General features: G+C 55.8%; 20 protein-coding genes and 1 pseudogene. 8 read left to right on the forward strand and 13 right to left on the reverse strand.

Features of this window, described 5'->3' with window-relative positions; genetic code table 11:
* Positions 1 to 87: 87 nt before the first annotated feature.
* Entirely contained in the window at positions 88 to 1,251 is a 1,164-nt protein-coding gene (yqhD, locus tag ACWKXX_RS20210) for an alcohol dehydrogenase (RefSeq protein WP_017692667.1), read from the reverse strand.
* Between the two features lie 195 nt (positions 1,252 to 1,446).
* On the opposite strand from yqhD, the gene ACWKXX_RS20215 reads away from it, so the two are divergent.
* Complete coding sequence (locus tag ACWKXX_RS20215) at positions 1,447 to 2,346, forward strand: AraC family transcriptional regulator (protein ID WP_015571870.1); 900 nt, start codon at positions 1,447 to 1,449, stop codon at positions 2,344 to 2,346.
* Between the two features lie 45 nt (positions 2,347 to 2,391).
* Here ACWKXX_RS20215 and yghB read toward each other — a convergent pair whose 3' ends face one another.
* Entirely contained in the window at positions 2,392 to 3,051 is a 660-nt protein-coding gene (yghB, locus tag ACWKXX_RS20220; protein ID WP_015571869.1) for a DedA family general envelope maintenance protein YghB, read from the reverse strand.
* Between the two features lie 142 nt (positions 3,052 to 3,193).
* Positions 3,194 to 4,381 (reverse strand): cystathionine beta-lyase, encoded by a 1,188-nt coding sequence (gene metC, locus ACWKXX_RS20225; protein WP_261665996.1) that lies wholly within the window; start codon positions 4,379 to 4,381, stop codon positions 3,194 to 3,196.
* Positions 4,382 to 4,632: 251 nt separating this feature from the next.
* Between metC and exbB the strand changes: the two genes are divergently transcribed.
* Both exbB and exbD read left to right on the forward strand, forming a co-directional pair.
* On the forward strand, positions 4,633 to 5,361 hold the full coding sequence (exbB, locus tag ACWKXX_RS20230) for a tol-pal system-associated acyl-CoA thioesterase (RefSeq protein WP_023304421.1): 729 nt from the start codon (positions 4,633 to 4,635) through the stop codon (positions 5,359 to 5,361).
* Between the two features lie 4 nt (positions 5,362 to 5,365).
* Entirely contained in the window at positions 5,366 to 5,791 is a 426-nt protein-coding gene (gene exbD, locus ACWKXX_RS20235) for a TonB system transport protein ExbD (RefSeq protein ID WP_001251472.1), read from the forward strand.
* A gap of 80 nt (positions 5,792 to 5,871) precedes the next feature.
* Here exbD and ACWKXX_RS20240 read toward each other — a convergent pair whose 3' ends face one another.
* Both ACWKXX_RS20240 and ACWKXX_RS20245 read right to left on the reverse strand, forming a co-directional pair.
* Positions 5,872 to 6,318 carry a hypothetical protein gene (locus tag ACWKXX_RS20240; RefSeq protein WP_023304419.1) on the reverse strand — a complete coding sequence of 149 codons (447 nt, stop codon included), beginning with the start codon at positions 6,316 to 6,318 and terminating at the stop codon, positions 5,872 to 5,874.
* Positions 6,299 to 6,703, reverse strand: coding sequence for a hypothetical protein (locus tag ACWKXX_RS20245; protein WP_023304418.1), 405 nt, complete (start codon positions 6,701 to 6,703; stop codon positions 6,299 to 6,301). The genes ACWKXX_RS20240 and ACWKXX_RS20245 overlap by 20 nt, the downstream gene beginning before the upstream one ends.
* Positions 6,704 to 6,806: 103 nt before the next feature.
* Here ACWKXX_RS20245 and ACWKXX_RS20250 point away from each other — a divergent pair, with 103 nt between their 5' ends.
* Positions 6,807 to 7,310: an ESA_00282 family adhesion-associated protein gene (locus tag ACWKXX_RS20250; RefSeq protein ID WP_023295431.1), complete on the forward strand. Its 504-nt coding sequence runs from the start codon at positions 6,807 to 6,809 to the stop codon at positions 7,308 to 7,310.
* Between the two features lie 43 nt (positions 7,311 to 7,353).
* Positions 7,354 to 7,842 carry a TIGR00645 family protein gene (locus ACWKXX_RS20255; RefSeq protein ID WP_006811956.1) on the forward strand — a complete coding sequence of 163 codons (489 nt, stop codon included), beginning with the start codon at positions 7,354 to 7,356 and terminating at the stop codon, positions 7,840 to 7,842.
* A 113-nt stretch (positions 7,843 to 7,955) separates the two neighbouring features.
* Here the strand turns inward: ACWKXX_RS20255 and ACWKXX_RS20260 are convergent, their stop codons facing one another.
* On the reverse strand, positions 7,956 to 8,996 hold the full coding sequence (locus tag ACWKXX_RS20260; protein ID WP_017382745.1) for an aldo/keto reductase: 1,041 nt from the start codon (positions 8,994 to 8,996) through the stop codon (positions 7,956 to 7,958).
* 151 nt (positions 8,997 to 9,147) lie between these two features.
* Here ACWKXX_RS20260 and ACWKXX_RS20265 point away from each other — a divergent pair.
* A pseudogene (locus ACWKXX_RS20265) lies at positions 9,148 to 10,695 on the forward strand (methyl-accepting chemotaxis protein).
* Here ACWKXX_RS20265 and fucR read toward each other — a convergent pair.
* A complete protein-coding gene (fucR, locus tag ACWKXX_RS20270) occupies positions 10,685 to 11,446 on the reverse strand; it encodes an L-fucose operon activator (protein WP_023304417.1) in 762 nt (253 codons plus the stop codon). The pseudogene ACWKXX_RS20265 and the gene fucR sit on opposite strands and share 11 nt — an antisense overlap.
* 76 nt (positions 11,447 to 11,522) lie before the next feature.
* A complete protein-coding gene (gene yghU / locus ACWKXX_RS20275) occupies positions 11,523 to 12,389 on the reverse strand; it encodes a glutathione-dependent disulfide-bond oxidoreductase (protein ID WP_003862465.1) in 867 nt (288 codons plus the stop codon).
* A 183-nt stretch (positions 12,390 to 12,572) separates the two neighbouring features.
* Here yghU and gss point away from each other — a divergent pair, with 183 nt between their 5' ends.
* Positions 12,573 to 14,435, forward strand: coding sequence for a bifunctional glutathionylspermidine amidase/synthase (gss, locus tag ACWKXX_RS20280; protein ID WP_015571862.1), 1,863 nt, complete (start codon positions 12,573 to 12,575; stop codon positions 14,433 to 14,435).
* A 52-nt stretch (positions 14,436 to 14,487) separates the two neighbouring features.
* On the opposite strand, the gene pgaD is transcribed toward gss, so the two are convergent.
* Genes pgaD through pgaA form a run of 4 tightly spaced genes read right to left on the reverse strand, consistent with a single transcriptional unit; the run spans position 14,488 to position 20,627 of the window.
* Positions 14,488 to 14,922, reverse strand: coding sequence for a poly-beta-1,6-N-acetyl-D-glucosamine biosynthesis protein PgaD (gene pgaD / locus ACWKXX_RS20285; protein WP_015571861.1), 435 nt, complete (start codon positions 14,920 to 14,922; stop codon positions 14,488 to 14,490).
* Complete coding sequence (gene pgaC, locus ACWKXX_RS20290; protein WP_015571860.1) at positions 14,919 to 16,250, reverse strand: poly-beta-1,6-N-acetyl-D-glucosamine synthase; 1,332 nt, start codon at positions 16,248 to 16,250, stop codon at positions 14,919 to 14,921. The genes pgaD and pgaC overlap by 4 nt, the downstream gene beginning before the upstream one ends.
* Positions 16,243 to 18,180, reverse strand: coding sequence for a poly-beta-1,6-N-acetyl-D-glucosamine N-deacetylase PgaB (gene pgaB / locus ACWKXX_RS20295; RefSeq protein WP_454540847.1), 1,938 nt, complete (start codon positions 18,178 to 18,180; stop codon positions 16,243 to 16,245). Before pgaB ends, pgaC begins: the two co-directional genes overlap by 8 nt.
* Positions 18,181 to 18,188: 8 nt before the next feature.
* Positions 18,189 to 20,627: a poly-beta-1,6 N-acetyl-D-glucosamine export porin PgaA gene (gene pgaA, locus ACWKXX_RS20300; protein ID WP_047738270.1), complete on the reverse strand. Its 2,439-nt coding sequence runs from the start codon at positions 20,625 to 20,627 to the stop codon at positions 18,189 to 18,191.
* A gap of 668 nt (positions 20,628 to 21,295) precedes the next feature.
* Here pgaA and ACWKXX_RS20305 point away from each other — a divergent pair.
* Complete coding sequence (locus ACWKXX_RS20305) at positions 21,296 to 21,823, forward strand: helix-turn-helix transcriptional regulator (RefSeq protein ID WP_045324834.1); 528 nt, start codon at positions 21,296 to 21,298, stop codon at positions 21,821 to 21,823.
* 61 nt (positions 21,824 to 21,884) lie between these two features.
* Here ACWKXX_RS20305 and ACWKXX_RS20310 read toward each other — a convergent pair whose 3' ends face one another.
* Positions 21,885 to 24,902 (reverse strand): autotransporter family protein, encoded by a 3,018-nt coding sequence (locus ACWKXX_RS20310; protein ID WP_261665998.1) that lies wholly within the window; start codon positions 24,900 to 24,902, stop codon positions 21,885 to 21,887.
* Positions 24,903 to 24,978: the final 76 nt, after the last annotated feature.

Here is a 24,978-nt window from a genome sequence, read left to right on the forward strand (position 1 = left end):
TCATCGCCGGAGGGAACCTCCGACGATGTGATGTGCATTAAGTCTGGACGAAATGTCAAAAAACGAAAGTCAGGATCCTAAAAACGCTTAGCGTGCCGCTTCGTAAATACGACGGCTGACGTCCAGGGTGATGTCGCCATGCTCGCCGATCTGCGTCATACCGTGTGCTTCCAGTTTCGCCAGCAGGGCAGGGATGGAGCTGCCGTCCAGGCCGTAGCCAGAGAGACGCGTTGGCACGCCCAGGCTTTCAAAGAAGTGACGGGTGGCTTCAATCGCGGCATCGATACGCGCATCGTCGGAACCGTCGGTGATGTTCCACACGCGTTCGGCGTACTGGAGCAGTTTGGCGCGTTTAGCGTCACGTTTTTCGTTCCACAGCGCAGGCAGAACCACCGCCAGCGTCTGGGCGTGATCCAGGCCGTGCATCGCCGTTAGCTCGTGACCGAGCATATGAGTAGCCCAGTCCTGCGGCACGCCTGCGCCGATCAGGCCGTTCAGCGCCTGGGTGGCAGCCCACATCACGTTGGCACGCACGTCGTAATTTTCAGGCTCTTTCAGCGCTTTTGGACCTTCTTCAATCAGCGTCAGCAGAATGCCTTCCGCGAAACGATCCTGAATTTTGGCGTTTACCGGGTAAGTAACGTACTGCTCAACGGTGTGAACAAAGGCATCGACCACGCCGTTCGCCACCTGACGCGCAGGCAGGGTATAGGTGTAAACCGGATCGAGGATCGCGAACACGGGCTGAACGTGTTCGTTCATAAAGGCCTGCTTGTCACCGGTGGTTTTACGAGAGATGACCGCGCCTTTGTTGGACTCTGATCCGGTGGCCGGCAGCGTCAGCACGGAGCCCATCGGGATCGCACTGCTGATGTCGCTGCCGCCCGTTTCCAGAATATGCCACGGGTCGATGTCGTCAGCGTAATGGGCCGCCGCCGCGATGAATTTGGTGCCGTCCAGCACGGAACCGCCGCCCACCGCCAGCAGGAAGGTAATTTGCTCCTCACGGGCGATTTTTACCGCGTTCATCAGCGTTTCATAAGACGGGTTAGGCTCGATACCGCCGAACTCGCGCACGTCCAGACCTTCCAGAGCGCTGTACACCTGATCCAGTACGCCGGTTTTTTTCACGCTGCCGCCGCCGTAGGTAATCAGGACGCGGGCGTCCGTCGGGATTTGCGCGCGCAGGTCAGCGATAGCGTTTTTACCAAACAGAATGCGGGTTGGGGTATGAAGATTAAAGTTGTTCATGGCTTGTTCCCTGTAGTGGGTAAAAAATCGTGGTGGCGCAGAAGGCAACCTGATGCTGCTCATTGTGGCGGGCAGGCGCTATCCTCTCAATGCACATTCCTGCCGATGTCTTGCCCATTTCTACAGCGCGCTGGAGAAACGGGAAGAAAATGCGCACACTGTCAGCGTCGGAAACCGTACCCGGAGTAACTGAAAATGAACCGTGATGCCATCTGCCGCCAGCTAACGTCGCAGATTAAAAGACTGATAGATAACGGAAATGATTCGGTTGAGCTGTTGCCGGATATCCGATTGCTGTACGGTACCCAGCCCGGGACGCGCACCCCGGTGATGTATCAGCCCGGCATCGTGTTTCTCTTTTCTGGCCATAAGATTGGCTATATCAATGAGCGCGTGTTCCGTTACGACACCAATGAATATCTGCTTCTGACAGTACCTTTACCCTTCGAATGTGAAACTTTCGCGACAGAGGAGGTACCGCTGGCCGGGATCCGCGTCAACGTCGACATCCTCCAGTTGCAGGAGCTGCTGATGGAGATTGGGGAGGACGAACTTTTCCGGCCGTCAATGGCGGCAAGCGGTATCAACTCCGCGACCCTGTCGGAGGAAATTCTCTGCGCGATTGAACGCCTGTTAGACGTGATGGAAAGGCCGCTGGATGCGCGTATTCTCGGAAAACAGATTATCCGCGAAATTCTTTACCATGTGCTGCTGGGACCGGGCGGCGGGGCGCTGCTGGCGCTGGTAAGCCGGCAAACGCACTTCAGCCTGATTAGCCGCGTGCTGAAGCGCATCGAGAGCCAGTACACGGAAAACCTCAGCGTTGACCAGCTGGCGGCGGAAGCCAATATGAGCGTCTCGGCGTTTCACCATAACTTTAAATCCGTCACCAGCACGTCGCCGTTGCAGTACCTCAAAACCTACCGTCTGCATAAGGCGCGGATGCTGATGATCCACGATGGCATGAAGGCCAGCGCCGCGGCGATGCGGGTCGGGTATGAAAGCGCGTCGCAGTTTAGTCGGGAGTTTAAGCGTTACTTCGGCGTCACGCCGGGGGAAGATGCGTCACGTATAAGAACAATGCAGGGAGCCTGAGGGGAAACGGAGGCCGGGTAAGCGGTAGCGCCACCCGGCTTTTATTTATGCGCTGCAATACTTTTTCTTAATCACCACCGCAATGGTACCCACCAGCCCTGCAACCAGCAGGAAAATCGGCAGGATCATCAGGAAGGTCATCACCTGGTCTTCATGGCGCTTAACAAAGGGGATCATATTCAGCGCGTAGCCGAGCGTGGTGACCACGCCTACCCAGAGCAGGGCGCTCAGCCAGTTGAAGAACTGGAAGCGGCGGTTAGAGAGGCCTGAAATACCCGCCATGGTAGGCAACAGGGTACGAACAAACGCCAGAAAACGCCCGGCAAGTAACGCCAGCAGGCCGTGACGGTCAAACATGCAGGTCGCGCGCTGGTGATATTTATGCGGCAGCTGCGCCAGCCAGCCTTTCACCACGCGAGTGTTTCCAAGCCAGCGCCCTTGCAGGTAGCTCAGCCAACAGCCGAGACTGGCCGCAGAGGTGAGGATCACCATTGTCGGTGCGAAGTCCATCACGCCCTTGCCGATTAACGCCCCTGCGAGCAGGAGCAGGCTGTCACCGGGTAAAAATGAGGCTGGCAGTAATCCATTTTCCAGAAACAGCGTCGCGAACATCACGAAATAGACAATCCCGACGACATGCGGGTCCGCCAGCGCGGCAAAATCGTGTTGCCAGAGCGCCGTGATGATATTTTGAATAACAGCCATGGACTTTCCTGTGGAACAGCAGATATAACGCTATTGTACTCCCAATTTTGCCTGTCGGGGTTGATCGCAGGCGCATCTCATACAGACTTTTCTGCTTGCGGTGTTCAGAATAGCGTCCGGGGAGTACATTTTAGCCAGCACTTTACACGATGCGCTCAAATCCTGCCGATAAATCCGCAATTAAATCGTCCACATTTTCCAGCCCGATATGCAGGCGGATTAAGGTCCCCTCGAAGTCCACCTCGCCGCCCGGGCGCAGGGCCGCAATCTGCTCCGGCTGGTTGGGCAGGATCAGCGATTCAAACCCACCCCATGAATAGGCCATGCTGAAGAGGGTAAAGTTATCCAGATAGCTTGCCAGTTCGGCGTCATTCAGGCGCTTTTTAAGAACAAATGAGAACAACCCGCTGCTGCCCGTAAAGTCACGTTGCCAGTATTCGTGGCCCTTGCTGCCCGGCAGCGCCGGATGGTTAACGCGCTCCACCTGCGGATGCAGCGCCAGCCACTGTGCAATTTGCAGGCTGCTTTCGTGATGCTGACGCAAACGCACACCGAGCGTACGGATGCCCCGGCTGGTCATGTAGGCGGTATCGGCATCCACCATCTGGCCCATCAGGTAGGCGTTTTCACGCAATTGATCCCAGCAGCGGGCGTTAGATACCGCCGTACCGATCATGCCGTCGGAATGGCCAATCAGGTATTTGGTCGCCGCCTGAATGGAGATATCGATGTCAAATTCCAGGGCTTTAAACAGCACACCTGCCGCCCAGGTGTTGTCGATCATGATGATCGCTTCCGGCGCTATGCTGCGCACCGCCTTCACGATGGCCGGGACGTCATGCACTTCCATGGTGATGGAGCCGGGAGATTCCAGGAACACAACGCGCGTGTTGGGCTGAATAAGCGCGGCAATACCGGCCCCAATCAGCGGATCGAACCAGCTGGTGGTGACGCCGAGCTTGCTGAGTATTTTGGTGCAGAAGTCCTGGCTTGGCTCGTAGGCGGTATTGGTCATCAGGACGTGGTCACCCTGTTCCACAAACGCCAGAATGGTATTGGCGACCGCCGCCGCGCCGCACGGGAACAGCGCGCAGCCCGCGCCGCCCTCCAGTTCACACATGGCTTCCTGCAACGAGAAATGGGTTAACGTGCCACGACGACCGTAAAACAGCCCGCCCTTCGCGCGATTACGCGTAGCGATTTTTTTATCTTCAACGGTATCAAACACCAGCGAGGAGGCGCGCTGGATCAGGCTGTTGACCGAGCCCTGCGTGTATTTCTTACTGCGTCCTGCCTGCACCAGCGTGGTCTCAAGCTGCTTTTTAGTCATGTTCGCTAACCCTATTTTTATACGTCTGGACGTCCAGACTACCACGATTGTCAGAATGTGCATCCGGATGCTTATCGAATAAGCAGAAAATATTATCAAAAATTCGCATAAGAAATTTTTACTGCGTAAGCGCAAGGAAAGTGAGCGAAAATTACGGCACTATGTAAATACTAATGAGAACTACTATCAATTCGACGACGTTTTGATATTATTACGTTCAGATTTTGTGATTTGCGTCCTGGAGATACAGAGTGGGTAATAATTTGATGCAGACGGATCTCTCCGTTTGGGGCATGTATCAACATGCTGACATCGTAGTTAAGATTGTGATGATCGGCCTGATTCTGGCGTCCGTGATCACCTGGGCTATCTTCTTCAGCAAGAGCGCCGAACTTCTTTCACAAAAACGCCGCCTCAAGCGTGAGCAGAAGCAGCTGGCGGAAGCCCGCTCTCTGGATCAGGCTTCTGATATCACCTCATCCTTCCATGCGAAAAGCCTGACTACCCTGTTAGTGAACGAAGCGCAGAACGAGCTGGAACTCTCCGCAGGCAGTGAAGATAACGAAGGCATTAAAGAGCGTACCGGCTTCCGTCTGGAGCGTCGCGTTGCGGCCGTGGGTCGTCATATGGGCCGCGGTAACGGCTACCTGGCGACTATCGGCGCCATCTCCCCGTTCGTCGGCCTGTTCGGTACCGTCTGGGGCATCATGAACAGCTTTATCGGTATCGCCCAGACGCAGACCACTAACCTTGCGGTCGTCGCGCCGGGTATCGCAGAAGCGCTGCTGGCCACGGCTATCGGTCTGGTTGCCGCTATCCCGGCGGTTGTTATCTATAACATCTTCGCGCGCATGATTGGCAGTTACAAAGCCACACTGGGTGACGTTGCCGCGCAGGTTCTGCTGCTGCAAAGCCGCGATCTGGACCTGAACGCCGCCGTTAAACCGGTACATGCGGCGTCCAAACTGCGCGTAGGTTGATTGTATGGCAATGCGTCTTAATGAAAATCTGGACGATAACGGTGAAATGCATGAGATCAACGTGACGCCGTTTATCGACGTCATGCTGGTTCTGCTGATTATCTTTATGGTTGCCGCACCGCTGGCGACGGTGGACGTGAAGGTGAATCTGCCTGCGTCCTCCAGCCAGCCGCAGCCGCGTCCGGAAAAGCCTATTTACCTGTCCGTGAAGGCCGATAAGTCCATGTTCCTGGGCAACGATCCGGTAACGGATGCCTCGGTTATTCCGGCGCTGGACCAGCTGACCGGCGGCAAGAAAGACACCACCGTCTTCTTCCGCGCGGATAAAACCGTCGATTATGAAACCATGATGAAGGTAATGGACACGCTGCATCAGGCGGGATACCTGAAGATTGGTCTGGTCGGCGAAGAGAAAGCGGCCGCGAAGTAAAACGAAAGCTTTTGCAGCCTTCCCTGCCGGGTGGCGGCGTCGCCTTACCCGGCCTGCATTCCGCAACAATCATTGTTGACTCACACTGAAGGCGCCGTCGGCGCCTCTTCATCAAGCGCTACACAGGTCACGTTTGAAGTTCGGTAATGACCTTCCGAGAGTTTACGGGTCAGGCGCAGGGTGGCTGTCTCGCGTGCCAGCAGGTACTGATAGTTCGCCTCCAGTCGCCCGAGGATCTTCTCTTTAAGCTCAGGGCGCTGTTCAATAATGGCGTTCATCACCGCGCCGTAAATCTCCTCCTTGGCCTGCAAGGCGTAAATCTCCCGACGATTCTGCCATTTCAGGCGCACCAGCGTGGCCGGAATCGAAACCAAATCCTGCGTAATTCGCGTCATCTCGTCATTTTTTATCTTTTTCAGGGCGTCGAGATTCTGCTTTAAGATAAATTCATCGCTTTTCTTATCATCTAAAGTCAAATAAACGTTATTACCGCTGTCATCATTCACGTTAATCTTCCCCCAGGTCATAAAAAATGGGATTGTTTTTTTCACGCGTAATTAAATTAAGCCAAATTTCATTGCCAGCCTCATTTATTTGCTGCGTTTTCTCGGTCATTATTTGACTTAGCGTCTGGGCATCTATTTCCCCTTCGGCCTGTAAATCATTTAGTAGATGAACTAAGGCTTCAATCTTGATGGCGCGAAATAAACGCTCTTTTAAATGGCGATCGTGCTCTTCCAGCACCATATTACGGGATTTGCCGGTGCGTGAAACACCAATTAATATGTCGGCTTCATAGTCGGAGAGTTTTCTTTTTCCTTGAGTGAAATTCGCCTCTTTATCTGCTTCCGTCGAAGGCTGTTCCACAGGCGTAATGTGGTACTTTGCCGGGACAAGATTGTCGGGCAGCATTTTAATTTCCTTTAATTTCAAAAAAGGTGGGGATGGAAAAAGGGTGAGATTCGTTGACAATAACATGAGGCAATTTTAAAATCAAAAAAAATGGAGCCTACCCATGAACAGCATTTTCTTTACGGTCATAACGTTACTATTACTGACCGCTGGCGTGCTTTTATTGATGCAAGAGTTAAATAAAACGAAAGCGTCAAAAGACGTCAGTGAACCGCCGCAGCCTGAATTGATGTCGAAAGAGGAGGGGGAAGATCATTTCTCCGTATTGATGAACGCCGTGACGCCGGTCTGGTACTGGCGGGTAAATCACGAATATATCGATTTTCTCCATGCGACAATTAAGCGAATGAAAATGGCTGAAATTAATGATACGCCCGGCCTGTTCGACGCGCAGCGCCGTTGTAGCGACCTTAATTCGGCGGTTTATAAATATTACGACAATATCAAAAAACGCTGTCTGAATGGCGAGAAGGTGTCGTACTCCGATTTAGACGTATTAAATCTGCGCCAGTGTTTTCGCGAGTTTAGCCTGGAAGCCTACCCGGAACTGGTCGCGCTGGTCTGGCCGGAGTATGCGCGTCCGGATGTGGATCCCAACGAGGTATAGTTGAGATATACTGAGCGCTGGTTTCGTTTGCAGACAGGATTTTATGGAACGCTTCTTTGAAAACGCAATGTATGCCTCTCGCTGGCTGCTCGCACCCGTCTATTTTGGTCTCTCCCTGGCGCTGGTCGCCCTGACGATCAAGTTCTTCCAGGAGATATTTCATGTCCTGCCAAACATTTTCTCCGTGGCAGAAGCCGATTTGATTCTGGTTCTGCTGTCGCTGGTGGATATGACGTTGGTGGGGGGATTACTGGTGATGGTGATGTTCTCCGGTTATGAGAATTTCGTCTCTCAGCTTGATATCGCCGAGCACAAAGAAAAGCTCAACTGGCTGGGGAAAATGGATGCCTCATCGCTGAAGAATAAAGTCGCGGCGTCGATTGTGGCGATTTCGTCTATACACCTGTTACGCGTCTTTATGGACGCGAAAAACGTCCCGGATAATAAGCTGATGTGGTATGTGATTATCCACCTGACGTTTGTGCTGTCGGCGTTTGTGATGGGGTATCTGGATAAGATCAGTAAGAAATAAATTCACCATGCCCCTCACCCTGCCCTCTCCCCAGAGGGGAGAGGGTGTTCAAGTTCCCTCTCCCCTCTGGGGAGAGGGTTAGGGTGAGGGGCGAAAGCATCGGACCGCACTATTTATTTATCCGACGACGCCTGCCACAAATTCAGCTCACCATCCGCAACGTGCTGGTCAATCCGCGTCAGTTCATCTTCGCTAAAGCGCAGGTTATTCAGCGCCTGAACGTTCTCTTCCAGCTGCTCCGGGCGGCTCGCGCCAATCAGCACTGAGGTTACACGCTCATCTTTCAACAGCCAGCTTAGCGCCATCTGCGCCATCGTCTGCCCGCGCGCGTGCGCCATCTCGTTCAGCAAACGAAGGCTGCTCAGGTTGGCTTCCGTCAGCATTTTCTCCGTCAGGCCGCGCACTTTTTTCCCTTCGCGTTGCATACGTGAACCGTCCGGAATACCGTTCAGGTATTTTCCGGTGAGCAGGCCCTGCGCCAGCGGGGTAAAGGCGATACAGCCCGTTCCGTTTTTCTCCAGCGCGTCCAGCAGGCCGGTCTTGTCGACCCAGCGGTTAAGCAGGTTGTAAGACGGCTGGTGGATCAAAAGCGGGATCTTCCACTCGCGCAGCAATTCGGCCATTACCGCCGTGCGTTCCGTGGAGTAGGACGAAATGCCGACGTACAGCGCTTTTCCGCTCTGCACCGCGTGCGCCAGCGCGGCGGCGGTCTCTTCCATCGGCGTGTTTTCGTCTACGCGGTGAGAATAGAAAATATCCACATACTCCACACCCATGCGTTTCAGGCTCTGGTCGAGGCTGGCGAGCAGGTATTTACGTGAACCGCCCGAACCATACGGCCCTGGCCACATGTCGTAGCCCGCTTTGGTGGAGATGATCAGCTCGTCACGATACCCGGCAAAATCCTCCCGCAGCAGACGGCCAAAATTCTCTTCAGCGCTGCCTGGTGGGGGGCCGTAGTTGTTGGCAAGGTCAAAATGGGTAATCCCGAGATCGAAGGCCTTACGCAGCAGCGCGCGCTGGGAATCGAGCGGCTGAACGTGACCGAAGCTGTGCCACAGGCCTAGCGACAGTGCCGGTAAGCGCAGGCCGCTTTTGCCGCAGTATCGGTACTGCATGTTTTCGTATCGGCCAGTGTAAGGGTGCCAGGACATGATGTCTCCTTTCTTGTCGGTGAATTTTCGAAACAACGTTTTCATTCTATGCCGACTCGATAACAAAAAAGTATATTTTCTGCGGTATCTGCCGATAAAGAGGGTAGTACTCGCCTCTGGGCGAATTCACCCTCACGGCAAGGAATACTCAATGAAGATGCTTCGTAATTTCACCATCCGTTTCGTCATGCTGACGATACTGGGGATCTTTTGTGTCATGTGGGCAGGCGTGGGGCTTTACAGCACCTGGTCTCTGTCTCGTGTTTCTGATGGTAATGATGTTGACCGCCAGCTGGTCCGGTAAATGACGGTGCTGAGCCAGGGCAACGATCAGTATTTCCGTTTCGTCACCCGCCTGAGCCGGGCGATGGAAGTCAAAGCGGCGGGCGGCACGCCGGACCTGGCTCCTGCTCAGCAGGCGCTGGATAACATGAGTAAAAAGCTGGCAGAGATGAAAGCTATCTCTCCGGGCCCGATGGATGAAAAGGTGTCTGCGCAGGTGATTTCCACCTGGCAGGCGCTGCTCGATCGTGGCGTGACGCCGCAGATGGCGCAGGCGAAGCAGGCGACGCTCGAAGGCTATCGTCAGCATGCCAACAACGTCACGCCGCCGCTAAGCCGTGCATTCGGGTCAGCGGCTGAGAACTTTAACAACACCGCGGCGAAGGCGCTCGACAGCACGCGCGTGGTGGTCGACGGCCTCACCAGTATGACCCGGACGGTGATTATCACCGCCACGATCGTGGGTCTGTTGATCCTGCTGTTCACCGACCGCTACCTGGTGGCGATACTGGTAAAACCGCTGGATCGTATCCGTCAGCAGTTCCGCCAGATTGCGCAGGGCGATCTCAGCCAGCCGATTGAATCCTTTGGCCGCAACTGCGTGGGGCAACTGGTGCCGCTGCTGAGCGCCATGCAGGACAGCCTGCGGGAAGCGGTCAGCACGATTCGTTCCGGCAGCGAGAATATCTGGCGCGGGGCAACGGAGATCTCCAGCGGGAATAACGATCTCTCTTCGCGTACCGAAGAGCAGGCCGCCGCGCTGGAAGAGACCGCGGCCAGCATGGAGCAGCTAACCGCAACGGTGAAGCTGAACGCCGAAAGCGCGCGCCAGGCCAGCCAGCTTGCGGATGTCGCCTCCAGTACGGCCAGCCGCGGCGGCTCGCTGGTGGAAGATGTGGTCACAACCATGAGCGGCATTTCGGACAGCTCGAAAAAAATCGCTGAAATCACTACCGTCATCAACAGCATCGCCTTCCAGACCAATATTCTGGCGCTGAACGCCGCGGTGGAAGCGGCCCGGGCCGGGGAGCAGGGGCGGGGCTTTGCGGTCGTGGCGGGTGAGGTGCGTAATCTGGCCAGTCGCAGCGCGAATGCGGCAAAAGAGATCGAAGGGTTGATTGCAGATTCCGTTGCCCGCGTGGAGCAGGGGGCGCAGCTGGTGAACGATACCGGCACCACGATGGAAGCGATCCTGCGCGACGTGACGGAAGTGACCGTCATTATGAAGCAGATCGCCACCGCGTCAGAGGAGCAGAGCAAAGGTATTTCTCAGGTCGGCGTTGCCATCACGCAGATGGACGGCGTGACCCAGCAGAACGCCTCGCTGGTGGAGCAGGTTTCCGCCGCCGCCGCCGCACTTGAACGGCAGACCGAAGAACTCCAGCGCTCAGTGCAGAAATTCCGTCTCACCGCGTAACCTCTCGTGTCAGGCCGTCTCTGGCGGCCTGACGTTTATCGCTCTGAATAATCTGTGTCACCTGCGACAGCTGACCAATTTTCACTTCACTTGCCCGCATAAATTTACTTTTGTCGATCAGCAGCAGCGACTGGCTGGCGCGGTTTAACAGCAGCGCCTTAAAGCCCGCGTTGTGCTCGGACGGATCCCAAAGGACGCCATGCTCATCGACCCCTTCACACGAGAAGATGAACAGATCGATCTCCAGCCCTTTTAGCTGCGTCACCAGCGCCGGATTAACATAGCAGCGATACTTACGCTCAAGCGTTCCGCCGGAGCAGATAAGCGTGATCCGCTCGCGCTTTGCCATCTCGTGGCAGATAGGCAGACTATTGGTAAATACGGTGAGGTCGATGTCCGGCAACTGGCGCGCCAGATGAAAGCAGGTTGAGCTGGCGTCGAGGGCGATGGTCATCCCTTCGCTGATCCAGCCCAGCGCGTGGCGGGCAATATCGGCTTTGTCGGCATAATGGCTTTTCAGGCGTGCGCCAAAGGGTTCACCGCTGTCGCGGCTGTCCGGATGAATCAGACGCGCGCGCCCGTGCTGGCGCAGCAGCTTCCCCTGCTGCTGCAACGACTTCAGATCCCGGCGGATGGTCTCTTTGCTGACGGAGAGCTTTTCAGCCAGCACATCGGTAGTCAGCCAGTCGCTTTGACTCAGCAAGGTGATAAGACTCTGCTGTCGGGTCGCTTTTAGCGTCTGGTCTGACATACGAGGCTCCTTGCGCACGCGTGCTGACGCATTTTTCTCATCGCGGAAGAAGGGCGGCGAACCGCCCGGTCATGGATCAACCCTGACGTTTATCTTCCGTCTGGGTATCGAAGTCGCTTGCTGAATGACGCTCATGTAACTGCTCGTTCAGCTCGCCGTTGGTACGGTTAACAATGCGCCCGCGTTTAACAGCCGGACGATTCGCCACATCTTTTGCCCAGCGCTGCACGTTGGTGTACTTCCCGGCATCCAGGAACTCGGCGGCGTTATACACGCTGCCCAGCGCCACGCAGCCAAACCATGGCCAGACTGCCATATCCGCAATGGTATATTCCTCACCCGCTACGTAACGACCGCGCGCCAGCTGTTTGTCCAGCACGTCGAACAGGCGTTTAGCTTCCATGGTGAAGCGATCGATAGCGTACTCAATCTTCACCGGTGCGTAGTTATAGAAGTGGCCAAAACCGCCGCCGAGGAACGGGGCCGCGCCCTGTAACCAGAACAGCCAGTTCAGGGTTTCCGTTCGTCCTGCCGGATCTTTTGGCAGGAAGTGACCAAATTTCTCGGCCAGGTAGAGCAGGATATTGCCGGATTCAAAGACGCGCGTCGGCGGAGTGGTGGAGTGGTCACGCAGGGCCGGGATCTTCGAGTTCGGGTTCACGTCGACAAAACCGCTGGAGAACTGATCGCCCTCACCAATGCGGATTAACCATGCGTCGTATTCCGCGCCCGTCACGCCCAGCGCCAGCAGCTCTTCCAGCATGATGGTAACTTTCTGTCCATTCGGCGTACCGAGAGAGTACAGCTGGAGCGGGTGCGCGCCCACAGGTAGCTCTTTCTCGTGCGTCGCGCCCGAGACGGGACGGTTGATATTGGCGAACGCGCCGCCGTTATTCTGTTTCCATTCCCACACTTTCGGTGGCTGATAGGTGTTATCTGACATGTTGGCCTGCCTTTTTGGTGTTGTGTTGAGGCAGTGTAGCAGGAGATGCAGGAACCGTTTAACGATGCGAGCGTAATGGGCAGGGCGGGTGTATGATAACGCCACCTCTGTCAGTTAATTACAACGTGCAGACGACGACAACCCAACAAAAAAATTGCCGCCTGCCTGTTTTAGGTTGGACACATGCGTAAAGGAACGTTAAGCAGTGACGCACCCTTCGGGACGTTATTAGGTTATGCGCCGGGTGGCGTGGCGATTTACTCTTCAAATTACGGCAGTCTCGATCCGCGTCACTACCCGGAAGACGCGGAATTCCGCAGCTATATCGGCAACGAATACATGGGCCATAAATGGCAGTGCGTTGAGTTTGCGCGCCGTTTCCTGTTTCTCAATCACGGGTTTGTTTTTACCGACGTCGGGATGGCGTGGGAGATCTTCTCCCTGCGTTTTTTGCGCCAGGTGGTAAACGACAATATTTTGCCGCTACAGGCCTTTGCTAATGGCTCAAAACGCGCGCCGCAGGCCGGTGCGCTGCTCATCTGGCAAAAGGGCGGTGAGTTTCATGAAACCGGCCACGTCGCCGTCATTACCCAGCTGCTGGATGACAGAGTGCGCATTGCCGAGCAGAACGTTATTCACTCCCCGCTGCCGATGGGGCAGCAGTGGACGCGCGAGCTGCGTCTGAGCGTGGAGGACGGTTGCTATACGCTTCATGACACGTTCAACGATACCGAGATCCTCGGCTGGATGATCCAGACGGAGGAGACGGAACACAGTATTCCTCAGCCGGAGATCGACGGTGAACTGCTGAAAATCAGCGGCGCGCGATTGAAGAACAACCGTCAGTTCGACGGAAAATGGCTCAATGAAAACGACGCCCTGCAACAGGCGTACGTTCGCGCCAACGGCCACGTTATCAACAACGATCCCTGCCAGTACTTCACCATTACCGAAAGCGCCGAGCAGGAGCTGATCAAAGCCACCAACGAACTGCATCTGATGTACCTTCATGCCACCGACAAGGTGCTGAAAGACGACAGCTTACTCGCGCTTTTCGACATCCCGAAAATTCTCTGGCCGCGTCTGCGCCTTTCCTGGCAGTGGCGTCGTCACCATATGATCACCGGTCGTATGGATTTCTGCATGGATGAACGCGGCATCAAGGTTTACGAGTACAACGCGGATTCCGCCTCCTGCCATACCGAGGGCGGGCTCATTCTTGAAGAGTGGGTGAAAAACGGCTATCGCGGCACTGGCCACAATCCGGCGGAAGGCTTGCTGGAGGAGCTGACCGGCGCATGGAAGCACAGCCACGCGCGGCCGTTCGTCCATATCATGCAGGACAACGATATCGAAGAGGATTACCACGCGCTCTTTATTCAGCGCTCGCTGATCCAGGCCGGGTTTGAAACCAAAATCCTGCATGGACTGGGGGCGCTGAGCTGGGATGCCGCCGGGCAACTGATTGATGATGAAGGCCGTCACGTCAACTGCGTATGGAAAACCTGGGCGTGGGAAACGGCGATTGAGCAGATCCGCGAGGTGAGCGAAACCGAGTACGCCGCCGTGCCTATCCGCACCGGTCACCCGCAAGGTGAAGTGCGCCTGATTGACGTCCTGCTGCGCCCGGAAGTGCTGGTCTTTGAACCGCTGTGGACGGTGATCCCAGGTAACAAGGCGATCCTGCCGGTGCTGTGGCAGCTGTTCCCGAACCACCGTTACCTGCTGGATACCGATTTTGAGGTCAACGATCTGCTCAAACGGACCGGTTATGCCGTTAAACCGATCGCCGGACGCTGCGGGAGCAATATCGATCTGATCGGCGCCCAGGACGAACTGCTGGACCAGTCCAGCGGCAAGTTTGTTGACCGCAAAAATATCTACCAGCAGCTATGGTGCCTGCCGAAAGTTGACGGCAGATACATTCAGGTCTGCACTTTTACCGTGGGCGGGAACTATGGCGGAACCTGTCTGCGCGGGGATGACTCGCTGGTGGTGAAGAAAGAGAGCGATATTGAACCGCTGATTGTGGTGAAAGATAAATAACGTCTCCCTGTTATAAAAACGCCCCCGCAGGGCATGTTGCGGGGGCGTTTCATTACTGCTCTTCCTCTTCCTGCTGCTCGCTGATCTTCAAATCAATGATCCGGCCAATCTGGTCATGGTAAACCGTCAGCAAGTTGTACTGGCTCATCTCGGACATAATTTGCGGCGTGACGTTAAAACTTTGGGCAAGCTCGTCATGGCGCAACATTTCCGGATGACGCCGCCTCACATGCGCGCGGCGGCGATTGTACTGATACCACAGGATCAGCAGCCAGCCGTTGAACGCGGCAATCAGCAGATAGACCAGCACCGTATTAAAAGAGGCGATAATCACGCTCCAGCGGTGATCGCCCTCCTCGGTTAACTGCATCCACAGCCTGGCGTAAAGGAAAAACAGGAATCCTCCCCAGGCTATCAGCGTTAATGCGGCATCGAAAAGACGCGGTGCCAGCCGATGTTCAGTCAAAATTAACGTATTCTCGTTCATTGAATGCTCCCTTTACCCCGGTCCGGACTGATCCAGCGCGCGCGGGCGCGTTTACGTTTAAGCATGACTTTCGGAAATGCCACAAGGGTGGTAAACAGGCCAATCATCCAGTACACCATCGGGAACCAGATTACCCAGAACAGCGAGCCTGCCACTTTCCGCTCGTAGCGCCGCTCGATATACAAACTGACGAGGAATTGCAGCAGGCACATCACGCCCAGCAGCAGCCCGGTAAACGCCGGTGGAAACAGGCTCGCAACGGCCAGGTTCGCGGGAAGAGGGATAATATGGCTGAGAATGAACAACACCACGGTCGCCCCATAGGCAAACGCCCACAGCGTTGATAGCGCGTACTCAAGAAACAGGGGCCACATGCGATGATGCTCCCAGCGGGCCATCTTGCGCAGGTTAACCAGAAACACCTCTGCCCCCCCCTGCGCCCAGCGCAGACGCTGTTTCCACAGCCCCTTTAGCGTCTCCGGCATCAGGATCCAGCACAGTGCCCGCGGCTCGAAAAAGATATCCCAGTGGCGAAGCTGAAGCTTCCAGCTTATGTCGATATCCTCTGTGATCATGTCCGGGCTCCAGTACCCGACATCCGCCAGCGCCTGTCGGCGAAAGGCGGCGATGACGCCGGAGACGGTAAAGACCCGGCCATAGATCCGCTGCGTTCGCTTGATAAGGCCAATAATGGAAGAAAACTCGCCCACCTGAATGCGGCCAATCAGCGTTGAGCGCGTGCGAATACGCGGATTCCCGGTGACGGCCCCAACGTGGGGATACTGAATCAGCGGTGCCACCAGATACGCCGCGGTGTCGCGGTCGAGCAGGGCGTCGCCGTCAATGCAGACCAGCAAATCGCCCCGGGCCGCCGCAGCGCCGGCCTTGAGCGCCACGGCTTTCCCCTGGTTCTCCGCGAGATTAATCACCCGCAGGCGCGGTTGCTCTCGCGCCAGCTGTTGCAGTACCTCCGCCGTGTTATCAGAAGAACCGTCGTTGATGGCGATAACTTCCACATTCCAGTACCGCTGACCCAGCGCGGCGCTAATGGTCTCCCGTGCGTTGCGTTCCTCATTGAAGCAGGGAATAAGAATCGAGATTAACGGCTCACCGGCTAAGGCGGGGGCGGGTGTTGCGTTATCCCACGACCAGTGCCGTTCAAGCTGAAACCAGAAATAGAGGCCGCCGGTTACCCAGAGCACGGACATAAACAGCGGCCAGAAAAAGACAAAGTCCAGAATCAGTTCGCCGGTAAACAGCGCGGCTACGCCTAACGGCAACCCGAATACCAGACACAAAATAGAGAAGGCGATAATGCGATCAGTCATTGTCAGGATACCAGTACGAAGAAAATTCAGGTCTGATACGTGAAATATCAGGTTGGTTGTTGAGGAAGTCGTCGGGGTAATAACCGTAATTTTTGATGCCGTTCAGCTGGAGCACCCGCATCCACTCCATCAGACGTTCATCGGCTACGGCACGCTGCGGTTTCTGTGCCCAGTCCCTGGCCTGTAGCTCAAAAATCGTTTTATTCAGCGCGCCGGGGCGTGCGGCGACGGCTTTGACTAAACGCGTCAGCCAGGCATTGCTCTCTTCTGCCGGGACGGACTCCATCAGCGGCATTGCCATCGGCACCGTCCAGTTGTAGGCCGCCAGAAAATCATCGAGATTTTGCGCAAACCATGCCTCGCTTTCCGGCTCGAGAATGGGCAACGCGAACATGTTCCGCGCGGTTTTGATCTGCGGGCCACGGATGTTTTTCACCGCCTGGCTCAGGGTGCGGGTAAAGCCGATAAGTCGCTGACTCTTCTGTCGGGTCGTGTCCTGTCCGGCATCGTCAACGTCCGTCAGCACCGCGTCGTCATGAAATAAGATGCCATTGAAGCTGGCATAGCGGGCCAGATCTTCATAGATCTCCGTCACCTGCTGGCGAACCTGCGGACTCCAGGGGGAGAGCCTGATATAGGGCTCGGCGGCCACGGTCAACTCTCCCGTTTGACGATCCCGGCGCTGCACGCGCGGCAAGGCTGGACTGAGATCGAAAGAGAGAACCGGCATCCACGCGAAGACTTTCACTCCCGCGCGGGTTTGTAGCTGCCAGGCGACAAAATTAAAGAGATCGGCCCGGACCGGAAGCCGGCGGTTGGGGAAATAGAGCGCATCGATCCTGCCGTCGCCCCGCGGATCCGAAAACGCCTGGAGAAACACATGGCTGATTTTCATGTCGTAGACCCGCTGGACGAATTTGTTGATGTTTTTCGTCTGCTGGGCCGGATCGGGATCGTAGACGTAATCGAGATCGACATGCATGACGCGCACCGGGTCAAACTCCTGAACGCGGCTAACCGTGTTGGCAAAGGTTTTTATCGACGGATTTCCGGCGATCAGCAGGCGCGGGATGTTGCCGAGGTCGCGCACGTTTCCCAGCCCGTCCTCCAGGGTAAAGGCCAACTGATAGCCCTGTTTTTGGGCGATAGCGAGCGACGTACCGTTGGCAGCCCCATAGGGCCACACCCAGGCACGCGGCGCTTTTCCCGTCACCTGGGTGATTTTATCGGTGACTTTGCGTACGTCTGCGGCGATCCGCTGGTTGAAGTGTTCATCGGTTTCGTAATGCCCCGTCGCGTTATCATAAAAACGGCTGGCGATGGCGGGTTCACGGCTTCCCTGCGGGTTGGCCGGAATGCCGTAATGCGAGGCCCAGGTATGCGAGCCAATCTCAATCAGCGGGGACTGGCTGAGCTCGCGAACCATATCCCAGGTGGCAAAGCGATCGCGGGGCGTCATCAGACCGCCGAAGTTAACTTTTTGATTTGCCGGCGTATCCACCCAACTGCCCACCGGCGCCCACAGCGCAGGAACGTTCCAGGCCTGAAGCAGAGGCCAGACCCGGGTGTAAAAGCTGCTGTAGCCGTCGTCAAAGCTGAGCAAAACGGCTTTCGGCGGCAGCGCTTTTTTCCCTTCATGCGCATCCAGAATGTCCTGCACGCTGATGGCGTGATAGCCGTTGTGCAAAAGCCAGCTTATCTGCTCGTTTAACGCGCTGGTGCGAACGGAGAGGTAGCGCTGATCGGCGGCATCATCTTCAACGTCGTGGTAGGCCAGGACCAGAAACTGATTCTCCGGCCAGGGTTTGCTGGCCTCCAGCTGCGGCCTCTTTTCAGGGGCCATAAAGGAGAGCGGCTGCGCGCAGAGGCTCGCGCTGAGGCAGAGCCAGCCGATGACGATCAGGCTTACAGAAAAACGTGTGTTCAGCATATTCATCCTTAAAAGCGTAAAGTCGCATCTAACGTGACGGAGAGATTGCTCTCGCGTTTGCCGTCGTAAGGGCGCTTATCCCAGTTCAGCATCACGCCAGTATCGACAACGTTGTTCCACTGGATGCGTTGCCCGTAACCCAGCAGGGTAACGGCACCCGCGGACTGATTTTTCTGCCAGTAGCTGCCCCCTCCTGCCACGAACTGCTGGCTCCAGAGGGTGTCGTAGTGGCGGTACATCTCATGGTCAACGGACAGGGCAGCCGTCACGGACAGATCCCGTGCCGGGTTGTAATAGAGCGTATTCCGCAGGCTGTTTTTACTGGCGGCGATCCCCGGTTCGAGATCCAGCGTCAGGGTCGGGGTCTGCCAGAGACGCTCTTTCCCAGAGAGGGTGTATTCCTGACGGCGGTTGTGGTCCGAGAAGCGGCTGACGGCGGCGTTGAACTGGTATTCACGTCGCTCGTTTTGATACCAGCGCACCCCACCTTCACCCCGGTTGGCGCTGATCCCATTGCGTAATGCCCGTAAGGGTGTCGCACGTGACAAGTGTTCGAGGTTACCGCTGACCTGCCAGTTATCACTCAGGCTGTAGGTTGTTGAGAGCCGTGCGCCCGGCCTGTTTGTGCCGTGATAGCGGTTGCTGGAGAGCTCGGCTTCGAGCGTGAGGTCACGTGGGCGCCACTCAACGCCGCCCAACAGGTGGCGGCTGATGCCTTTACCTTCGTCGAAATTCCCCTGGGCATAGCGGGCGCCGGCAAACAGCCGCCAGTTATCCGCCACGGGCGGGCCATAGAGCGTGGCGTCCCAGCTCATGTCGTGGCTACCGCTGACGGGGTTATCTGAGTGCAATCCTTTACCCGCGTTCAGACGCAGCTCAGACATGTGGTGGACCGCTCTGAGCCTGTCCAGGCGACGGGCGCTGCGATCGGCGGGGGCGCGAGCAATCACGTCATCAGCCAGTAAATCCATCTGACGCCACTCCTGAAGGTCCATTGCGACGTAAGCCTGCTGTTTTTCAAGCTCCAGATTCGCGGGTTCAAGCGCCTCTGCTTGTTTAAGCTTTTGCTCGGCCGCGCGCGGCAGGCCTCTGGCCTGAAGCAGGGCGGCATAATCAATCTGTAATCCCTGATTTCCCGGCGCCGTTGACGCCAGACGATACGACAGCTTTTCGGCCTCCGGCAGGGCGTTGGTCGCCAGCAAATAGTTAAGTTTGAGAGACTGTCCGGTGAGCCACCGATCGTTCGGCTGAGCGGTCGGGGATCCGAAATCGTAGCGGGTCCAGGGAACGCTGCGGGTCTCGCGCTCAACGTAGCGGCGGGCGGTCTGATACTGCCCCGTATCCAGCCAGGCGTAGAAAAGCGCATGCTCCTCATCCTGCGGATCGGAGGCGTAGTGTGGATAGCGTTGCACAAGCGAGAAGGCGGCGACGGCATTTTTCTCCTGCAAATATGCAGAGATCACCCAGCCGATGGCCCAGTCCGGCACCGGATGCTGTGCGGCCGTCAGCGACTCGTATTCGCTAATGACCTGCCGGTAATCACCCTTCGCATACAGGGCGCCAAGCCGATCGATACGGGCAAGGATGACGTCTTCAGCCGCCTGCGGGTCGTTTTGCCAGCGAGAAAGCAGGGCCTGGTAACGATCTAATGCGTTTTGTGCCAGCCGCAGGCGCTCTTTCTCCGTTCTGCCAGGCACATCCGCCAGGCGTACCCTTTCAGCCGCGGCGTTACGCTCAAGGCGGCGGCGCTCCGCGGGAGACATCGCCACACTTTGCGACAGCCAGAGTGCGGGCGTGCTTACCCGGTTTTCCGTTAACGCATCGATCGTCTCGCGAAGAAGGGCATTATTCCCGGGTGCGGCGTTCAGCGCGCGCATGTCCGCCAGCAGCCGGTCCCCGTTTTTTCCCTGGCGCATCCAGACATAGGAGAGCGTCTCAAGGTGCGCGGGAGAAGGAGCGTCCTTAACCAGCTGCCGGGCTTCCGAAAGCGCGAGGCGATCTCTGCGGGCATCGGCCAGGGTCTTAACATAGCCGATGCGGTAATCGTCGTTATCCGGCGCAAGGCTGAGCGCCTCTTTCCACAGCGATAAGGCGGATGGCCAGGCTTTTTGGTTTCTTCTGGACTGGGCGACGGCAGCGATGGCGCGAGCGGGCAGCGGCATATAAATACCATAACGCTGCCAGACCCGGATAACCTCATCATCGCGTCCTGCCCAGGAGGCTACCTGTAACCAGTCCGCAACCTGTCCGGGTGTTAAAGCATGCTGTTGCTCATAGCGCTGTAGGTATTCAAGAAACAGAGCGTAATTACCGTTACGTGCCTGTTGTATCTGATGCTCATAAACGGATTCATCAGCCTGAACCAGAACAGGAAAGAGTAAAAGCAGGAGCAATAATATTGTGGTGCGATAAAAGAATAACGTAGTGAAGCTAAGCGATCTTTCCATATCTATTTGCCATTTGTTTATCGTGAATCCATTGCATAACACGGCCGCCTTTTAACTCTGTGTTAAAGGGCATAAAGGAGAACATTAAATCTGAATGATGCTACGTTATGGGGTACTTACTTAAAGGTAATTATGAGCCCTCATCTCAGTGGTCTGATTGGGCTTAATGTACACCCGATATGTTGGGGGATAAATAAGTTGAAAAGCGGCTGAGAGGTTTTGGGATAATTCTGGAAGAAGTAAGTTTTTTAGATAATTCAGTGCAGGATTGTTCTTTTTAACTGATTGATGTTAAATGGTTTTTCTTTCTCTGCTTCCTGTTTTGTTATATTCGAAATGAAGTTCTGCTGAGTTAATTAAAGTACTTTCTGGTACATGTTTGGGAAGTTTCATGACAAAAATTCTTAATGTTCAGAGAAGTGACTTTTCTGAAATTCTTTTTTATTTATAATTAACGACAGACATTGAGTGATAGTCTGCAAAAAGTCTAGCTCACCAATGTCATATTGAGGGATGATCAAAGCCAGAAAACATTTGCCGTAAATGTAAAGCGCTATAAACGAAAGCGTTCTTGTTTCTTAAGAGGCGGGCTTGCTTTAATCTAAAAGGGATGGTTAGTGGCGACTTCAATAGTGTTAGTGACTCAGGATTGTTTCCTTGTCAGGGGGATGCGGCTATTTTTCCCGGATATAATTTGCCTCAGTTCGATAGACAGAAACATATTTGATACCGACGCAAATGAATATACTGTACTGATTGATAGCCGTACGCCGCTCCGTTTATATGATTACCTGATACGCCATCCGGCCAGAACGAGAAAAACGATCTGCTGCGTTATGCTGGATATGCGTCCTCGAGAGGAGGATCTTCTCAGTATGAAGCTGTTTATGAACACGTCGCTTACGGCTCCGGATATGGCGTCGTTATTCAATCTGGTGCTTGATATGAAAGGCAGGCGTCTGACAACCAAATGGCTGCTTAACTTACGGCTGAGTCGACACGAAGCGATAATGATCAGGTTGCTGAAGGCAGGGAGGTCAATGGAAGAGATTGCAGATAAGCTGAATATGTCGGTTAAAAGCCTCTATCGCAAGCGAACGGTGCTGTCGGAGCGGTTAGGAGCAGGTAACTTCAACGAGGCGTGTTTGTTTATCTTTAAAAACAAACTGCTGGACGTGGTTGGGAACGATCCCTAGCTTCGTCAGAAGCCAAAAGCAGAAACCCGCCACGAGGGCGGGTTCTTTTAATGGAAATAATTCAGAACGACCAGCGCAGATTGGCGTTAACAGAGTTGACGCGGGTATCCGCACCATATTGTCCCTGGTAACCCACATCCAGCGTCGCAGCACGCGACAGCTGTACGCTCACGCCGATATCACCGACCATCACATCCTCATCCACGGCCTGTCCCTGAGTAATGAACGCGTCGCTGCCCGCAAACGCCATGCGCGAAGAGGTATTCTTATCGCCATAGGCGTGCTGCCAGCCCAACGAACCGTAGAGGTTAACGTGCTTCGGCAACTCGGTCACACCGCGCAACCCGAGTGTCGTATAGAAGGTGTTCATCGTTTCGTTACGGACGCTCAGCGCAGCGGCACCGCCGTCTTCCCTGAAGCTGTCGGTATGCAGCCGGATGTACGATAAATTGACGAACGGCTCAATATTCCTGTCTGGCTGGCCGAAACGGTAGCCCGCTTCGGTGAACGCCAGCAGGGAGTTCGCGTCGTAATCTGACTTCAGCTGATCCGAGAAGCCGCTGAAATCAACATTGCGCTCGCCTTCGATCTTGTGCCAGGTGTAACCCAGCGCGCCGCGAAGGGAGAACGCATCCTGTTGACCCGCCGCATACAGACCAAGGTGATAGTTGTCGGTATCCGTTGAGGTGCGACGGCTGTCGACGTCATAATCACCCCGGCTGTAGCCGAAGTAGCCGCCGACACGCACGTTATGGTCCGCCAGTTTGCGATCTGCCCCCAGCAGGAAGCCGGTGGTGTTGCCGTCCAGCTTGCCCACGTTACCGTCGCCGCTGTTTCGGCTCCAGGAGCTGAAGGTCTGGCCCCAGACGCCATTGTTTTGCGGCTCCGGCTGCTGCACCAGCGACATGGCTAACGGTGGTATCGGCAGGCTGCCGTTATCAAACGTGCGCTGCATCCGCTGGTTTAACACGTTAAACACCTGCGTGCTGCCAGCGATCAGGTTGGACTGCATTGACGGATAAACTTCACCAGAAAGCTGGTTGAACGCCTCGCGCGCTTCCGGTGCGCTTAGCAGAAGCAGCGAGTTATACAGCGCCAGCGACGGGCCGCTTTGCGTCAGCGTGGAGAGCGCGCCAGCGGTATTCCACTGGTTGCTGCTTTGGGCCACGGTCTGGAAAATGCCCGGCTTGCCGCTGCCCGGGTTTTCACCGCCAGGATTCTCACCGCCCGGGTTTTCACCTCCGGGGTTTTCACCGCCAGGATTCTCACCACCAGGATTTTCGCCTCCGGGGTTTTCTCCTCCAGGATTCTCGCCACCGGTTTCTTTCTGCGCGATGGTCAGATCGACGGCGTTGGTGCTTTGCTTAAGCGCCACGTCGAGGAATGCGGATTTGGAGATCGCTCCGGCGAACTCACCGTCGATTCCCCCGTCGGAGGTCAAAATGCGGTAGCTTTGGCCCGTTTTATAGCTGGTTTGCGGATCCAGCGCGGTGACCTGTACCTTAGCCTGATTGCTGATGGTGGTTTTACCCGATACCAGTAGCTGGTCGCTGCGGCCATCTCCTGCGATATCCACGTCATAGAAGGATTCGCCGATAAAGTTCAGATAGCGTTTCAGCGTCAACGTACCGATATTGCCGTCGCCGGGCGAGATATGTCCGCCGGACAGGATCTCGGTCTGGCCCAGCGTCCCGTTGCCGCCCAGCGTGCCGCCGGACTTGATTGACGCGGCGCTGCTATAACCCACCCCGTTGCTGACGTCTGAACCCGCCGTCGCGTTGAGGATCAACGTGCCGCCGTTCTCCGCGCTAAGGGTCTGGACGTCAAAGATATCGTCTTCTGGCTGGGTATTAATATTGCTGGCAATGATGACTTTACCGCCCCGCGCGGTTACGTTCGCCTTGAGTGCGGAAAGATCGCCGTTCAGCGTCGTCTGCCCGGAGGTGTTGATCACATCACCTTCACCGCTCATCGTGTTGCTGAAGAGGTAATTTCCGTCGGTATGGTTGAAGTAGACATAGCTGCCGAACAGTCCGCCACGAAGGCTGATTGCCGTCTTCGCATCGAGGGTACCTGCGCCGCCCGCCGTGCCAAGCGTTGGCTCAGTTAAACCCGTGCCGGTGTCCATATTGCCGCGGCTGCCGATGATGAGCGCACCCCGGTTCGAGCCGGAACCCGATGTCCCCACGATCAGCGCATTGCTGCCAGCGGAAAATGAACCGCCGTCAATCACAGACAGCACGCCATTGCCGTAATCGCCCACGCTCACGCTGCTGCCGCTGGTAAAGCGCGAGTCCTTGCCTGCAATAACCAGTTCGGCAGTTTTCCCTGCGCCGGAGACGCCCGCCACCTGCACGCCGCCAACGTTAACCGTTCCGCCGTTCACCACATCCAGGTCGCCATATAGCGTCAACGTACGGCCAACGTTCCACTGTGACCCGCTCCCCGTGACGATGGCTTTTGGGCTCAGCGTGTCGGTTTCACCCGGCCCGGTACCGTTGCCGATGCGCGCATCGTAAGCGGTATTGAGCGCAGCGCCGTCTTCAATCGCAAGCGTGGAGCGTGCGCCCAGATCGGTGCCTACGCTAAGAAAATTACTGGTCACACGAGAGCCGGCACCCGTGGCGATTAGGTGGCTGTCGTAGCCGCGGGTGGTGCCGACAACGATCTCCTTTGCGCTCGCCAGCGCGCCCTCTTCGACTCGCAGGGTGCCGAGGCCAAGATTCAGGTCGCCGCGCAGGACGTACCGATCGTTCACCGCGTTAAGCTCAGCGTCTGGCCCACGGACCGTGACCACGCTTTCATAAATTTGGCCGTCGAACAGCCGACCGATATTGATGTTATAGGCGGTGATTTTGCCATTATCGATCAGCAGGTTTCCGCGTTGGTTACGTCCAACATAAACATCTCCGGTGTAACCCAGCGTTTCGGTAATACGCGACTCGCCATCAAAAAAGGCATCGGCTGCACGCGCGACATCGGCAGGTAAAAAAAGTAACAGCGGCGCGGAAAATAGAGCGAGGTAAAGTCTGGAAAGCGGTGTCTTAACCGCTAAAGAATGTGATGTAGAGTTATTCACGGGCTATCTCCGTACTCATTAGCATGATGTCAGGAACATCGTTTTTATATGAAAACTCAGATACGTCAGATAACGT

It is taken from the genome of Enterobacter sp. UPMP2061 (assembly GCF_053709615.1).

Excerpts from the sequence above, each read along its gene's own strand:
- yqhD (WP_017692667.1), bottom strand. The coding sequence starts at position 1,251 with ATGAACAACTTTAATCTTCATACCCCAACCCGCATTCTGTTTGGTAAA.
- ACWKXX_RS20215 (WP_015571870.1), top strand. The coding sequence starts at position 1,447 with ATGAACCGTGATGCCATCTGCCGCCAGCTAACGTCGCAGATTAAAAGA.
- yghB (WP_015571869.1), bottom strand. The coding sequence starts at position 3,051 with ATGGCTGTTATTCAAAATATCATCACGGCGCTCTGGCAACACGATTTT.
- metC (WP_261665996.1), bottom strand. The coding sequence starts at position 4,381 with ATGACTAAAAAGCAGCTTGAGACCACGCTGGTGCAGGCAGGACGCAGT.
- exbD (WP_001251472.1), top strand. The coding sequence starts at position 5,366 with ATGGCAATGCGTCTTAATGAAAATCTGGACGATAACGGTGAAATGCAT.
- ACWKXX_RS20240 (WP_023304419.1), bottom strand. The coding sequence starts at position 6,318 with ATGACCTGGGGGAAGATTAACGTGAATGATGACAGCGGTAATAACGTT.
- ACWKXX_RS20245 (WP_023304418.1), bottom strand. The coding sequence starts at position 6,703 with ATGCTGCCCGACAATCTTGTCCCGGCAAAGTACCACATTACGCCTGTG.
- ACWKXX_RS20250 (WP_023295431.1), top strand. The coding sequence starts at position 6,807 with ATGAACAGCATTTTCTTTACGGTCATAACGTTACTATTACTGACCGCT.
- ACWKXX_RS20255 (WP_006811956.1), top strand. The coding sequence starts at position 7,354 with ATGGAACGCTTCTTTGAAAACGCAATGTATGCCTCTCGCTGGCTGCTC.
- ACWKXX_RS20260 (WP_017382745.1), bottom strand. The coding sequence starts at position 8,996 with ATGTCCTGGCACCCTTACACTGGCCGATACGAAAACATGCAGTACCGA.
- fucR (WP_023304417.1), bottom strand. The coding sequence starts at position 11,446 with ATGTCAGACCAGACGCTAAAAGCGACCCGACAGCAGAGTCTTATCACC.
- yghU (WP_003862465.1), bottom strand. The coding sequence starts at position 12,389 with ATGTCAGATAACACCTATCAGCCACCGAAAGTGTGGGAATGGAAACAG.
- gss (WP_015571862.1), top strand. The coding sequence starts at position 12,573 with ATGCGTAAAGGAACGTTAAGCAGTGACGCACCCTTCGGGACGTTATTA.
- pgaD (WP_015571861.1), bottom strand. The coding sequence starts at position 14,922 with ATGAACGAGAATACGTTAATTTTGACTGAACATCGGCTGGCACCGCGT.
- pgaC (WP_015571860.1), bottom strand. The coding sequence starts at position 16,250 with ATGACTGATCGCATTATCGCCTTCTCTATTTTGTGTCTGGTATTCGGG.
- pgaB (WP_454540847.1), bottom strand. The coding sequence starts at position 18,180 with ATGCTGAACACACGTTTTTCTGTAAGCCTGATCGTCATCGGCTGGCTC.
- pgaA (WP_047738270.1), bottom strand. The coding sequence starts at position 20,627 with ATGGAAAGATCGCTTAGCTTCACTACGTTATTCTTTTATCGCACCACA.
- ACWKXX_RS20305 (WP_045324834.1), top strand. The coding sequence starts at position 21,296 with ATGCGGCTATTTTTCCCGGATATAATTTGCCTCAGTTCGATAGACAGA.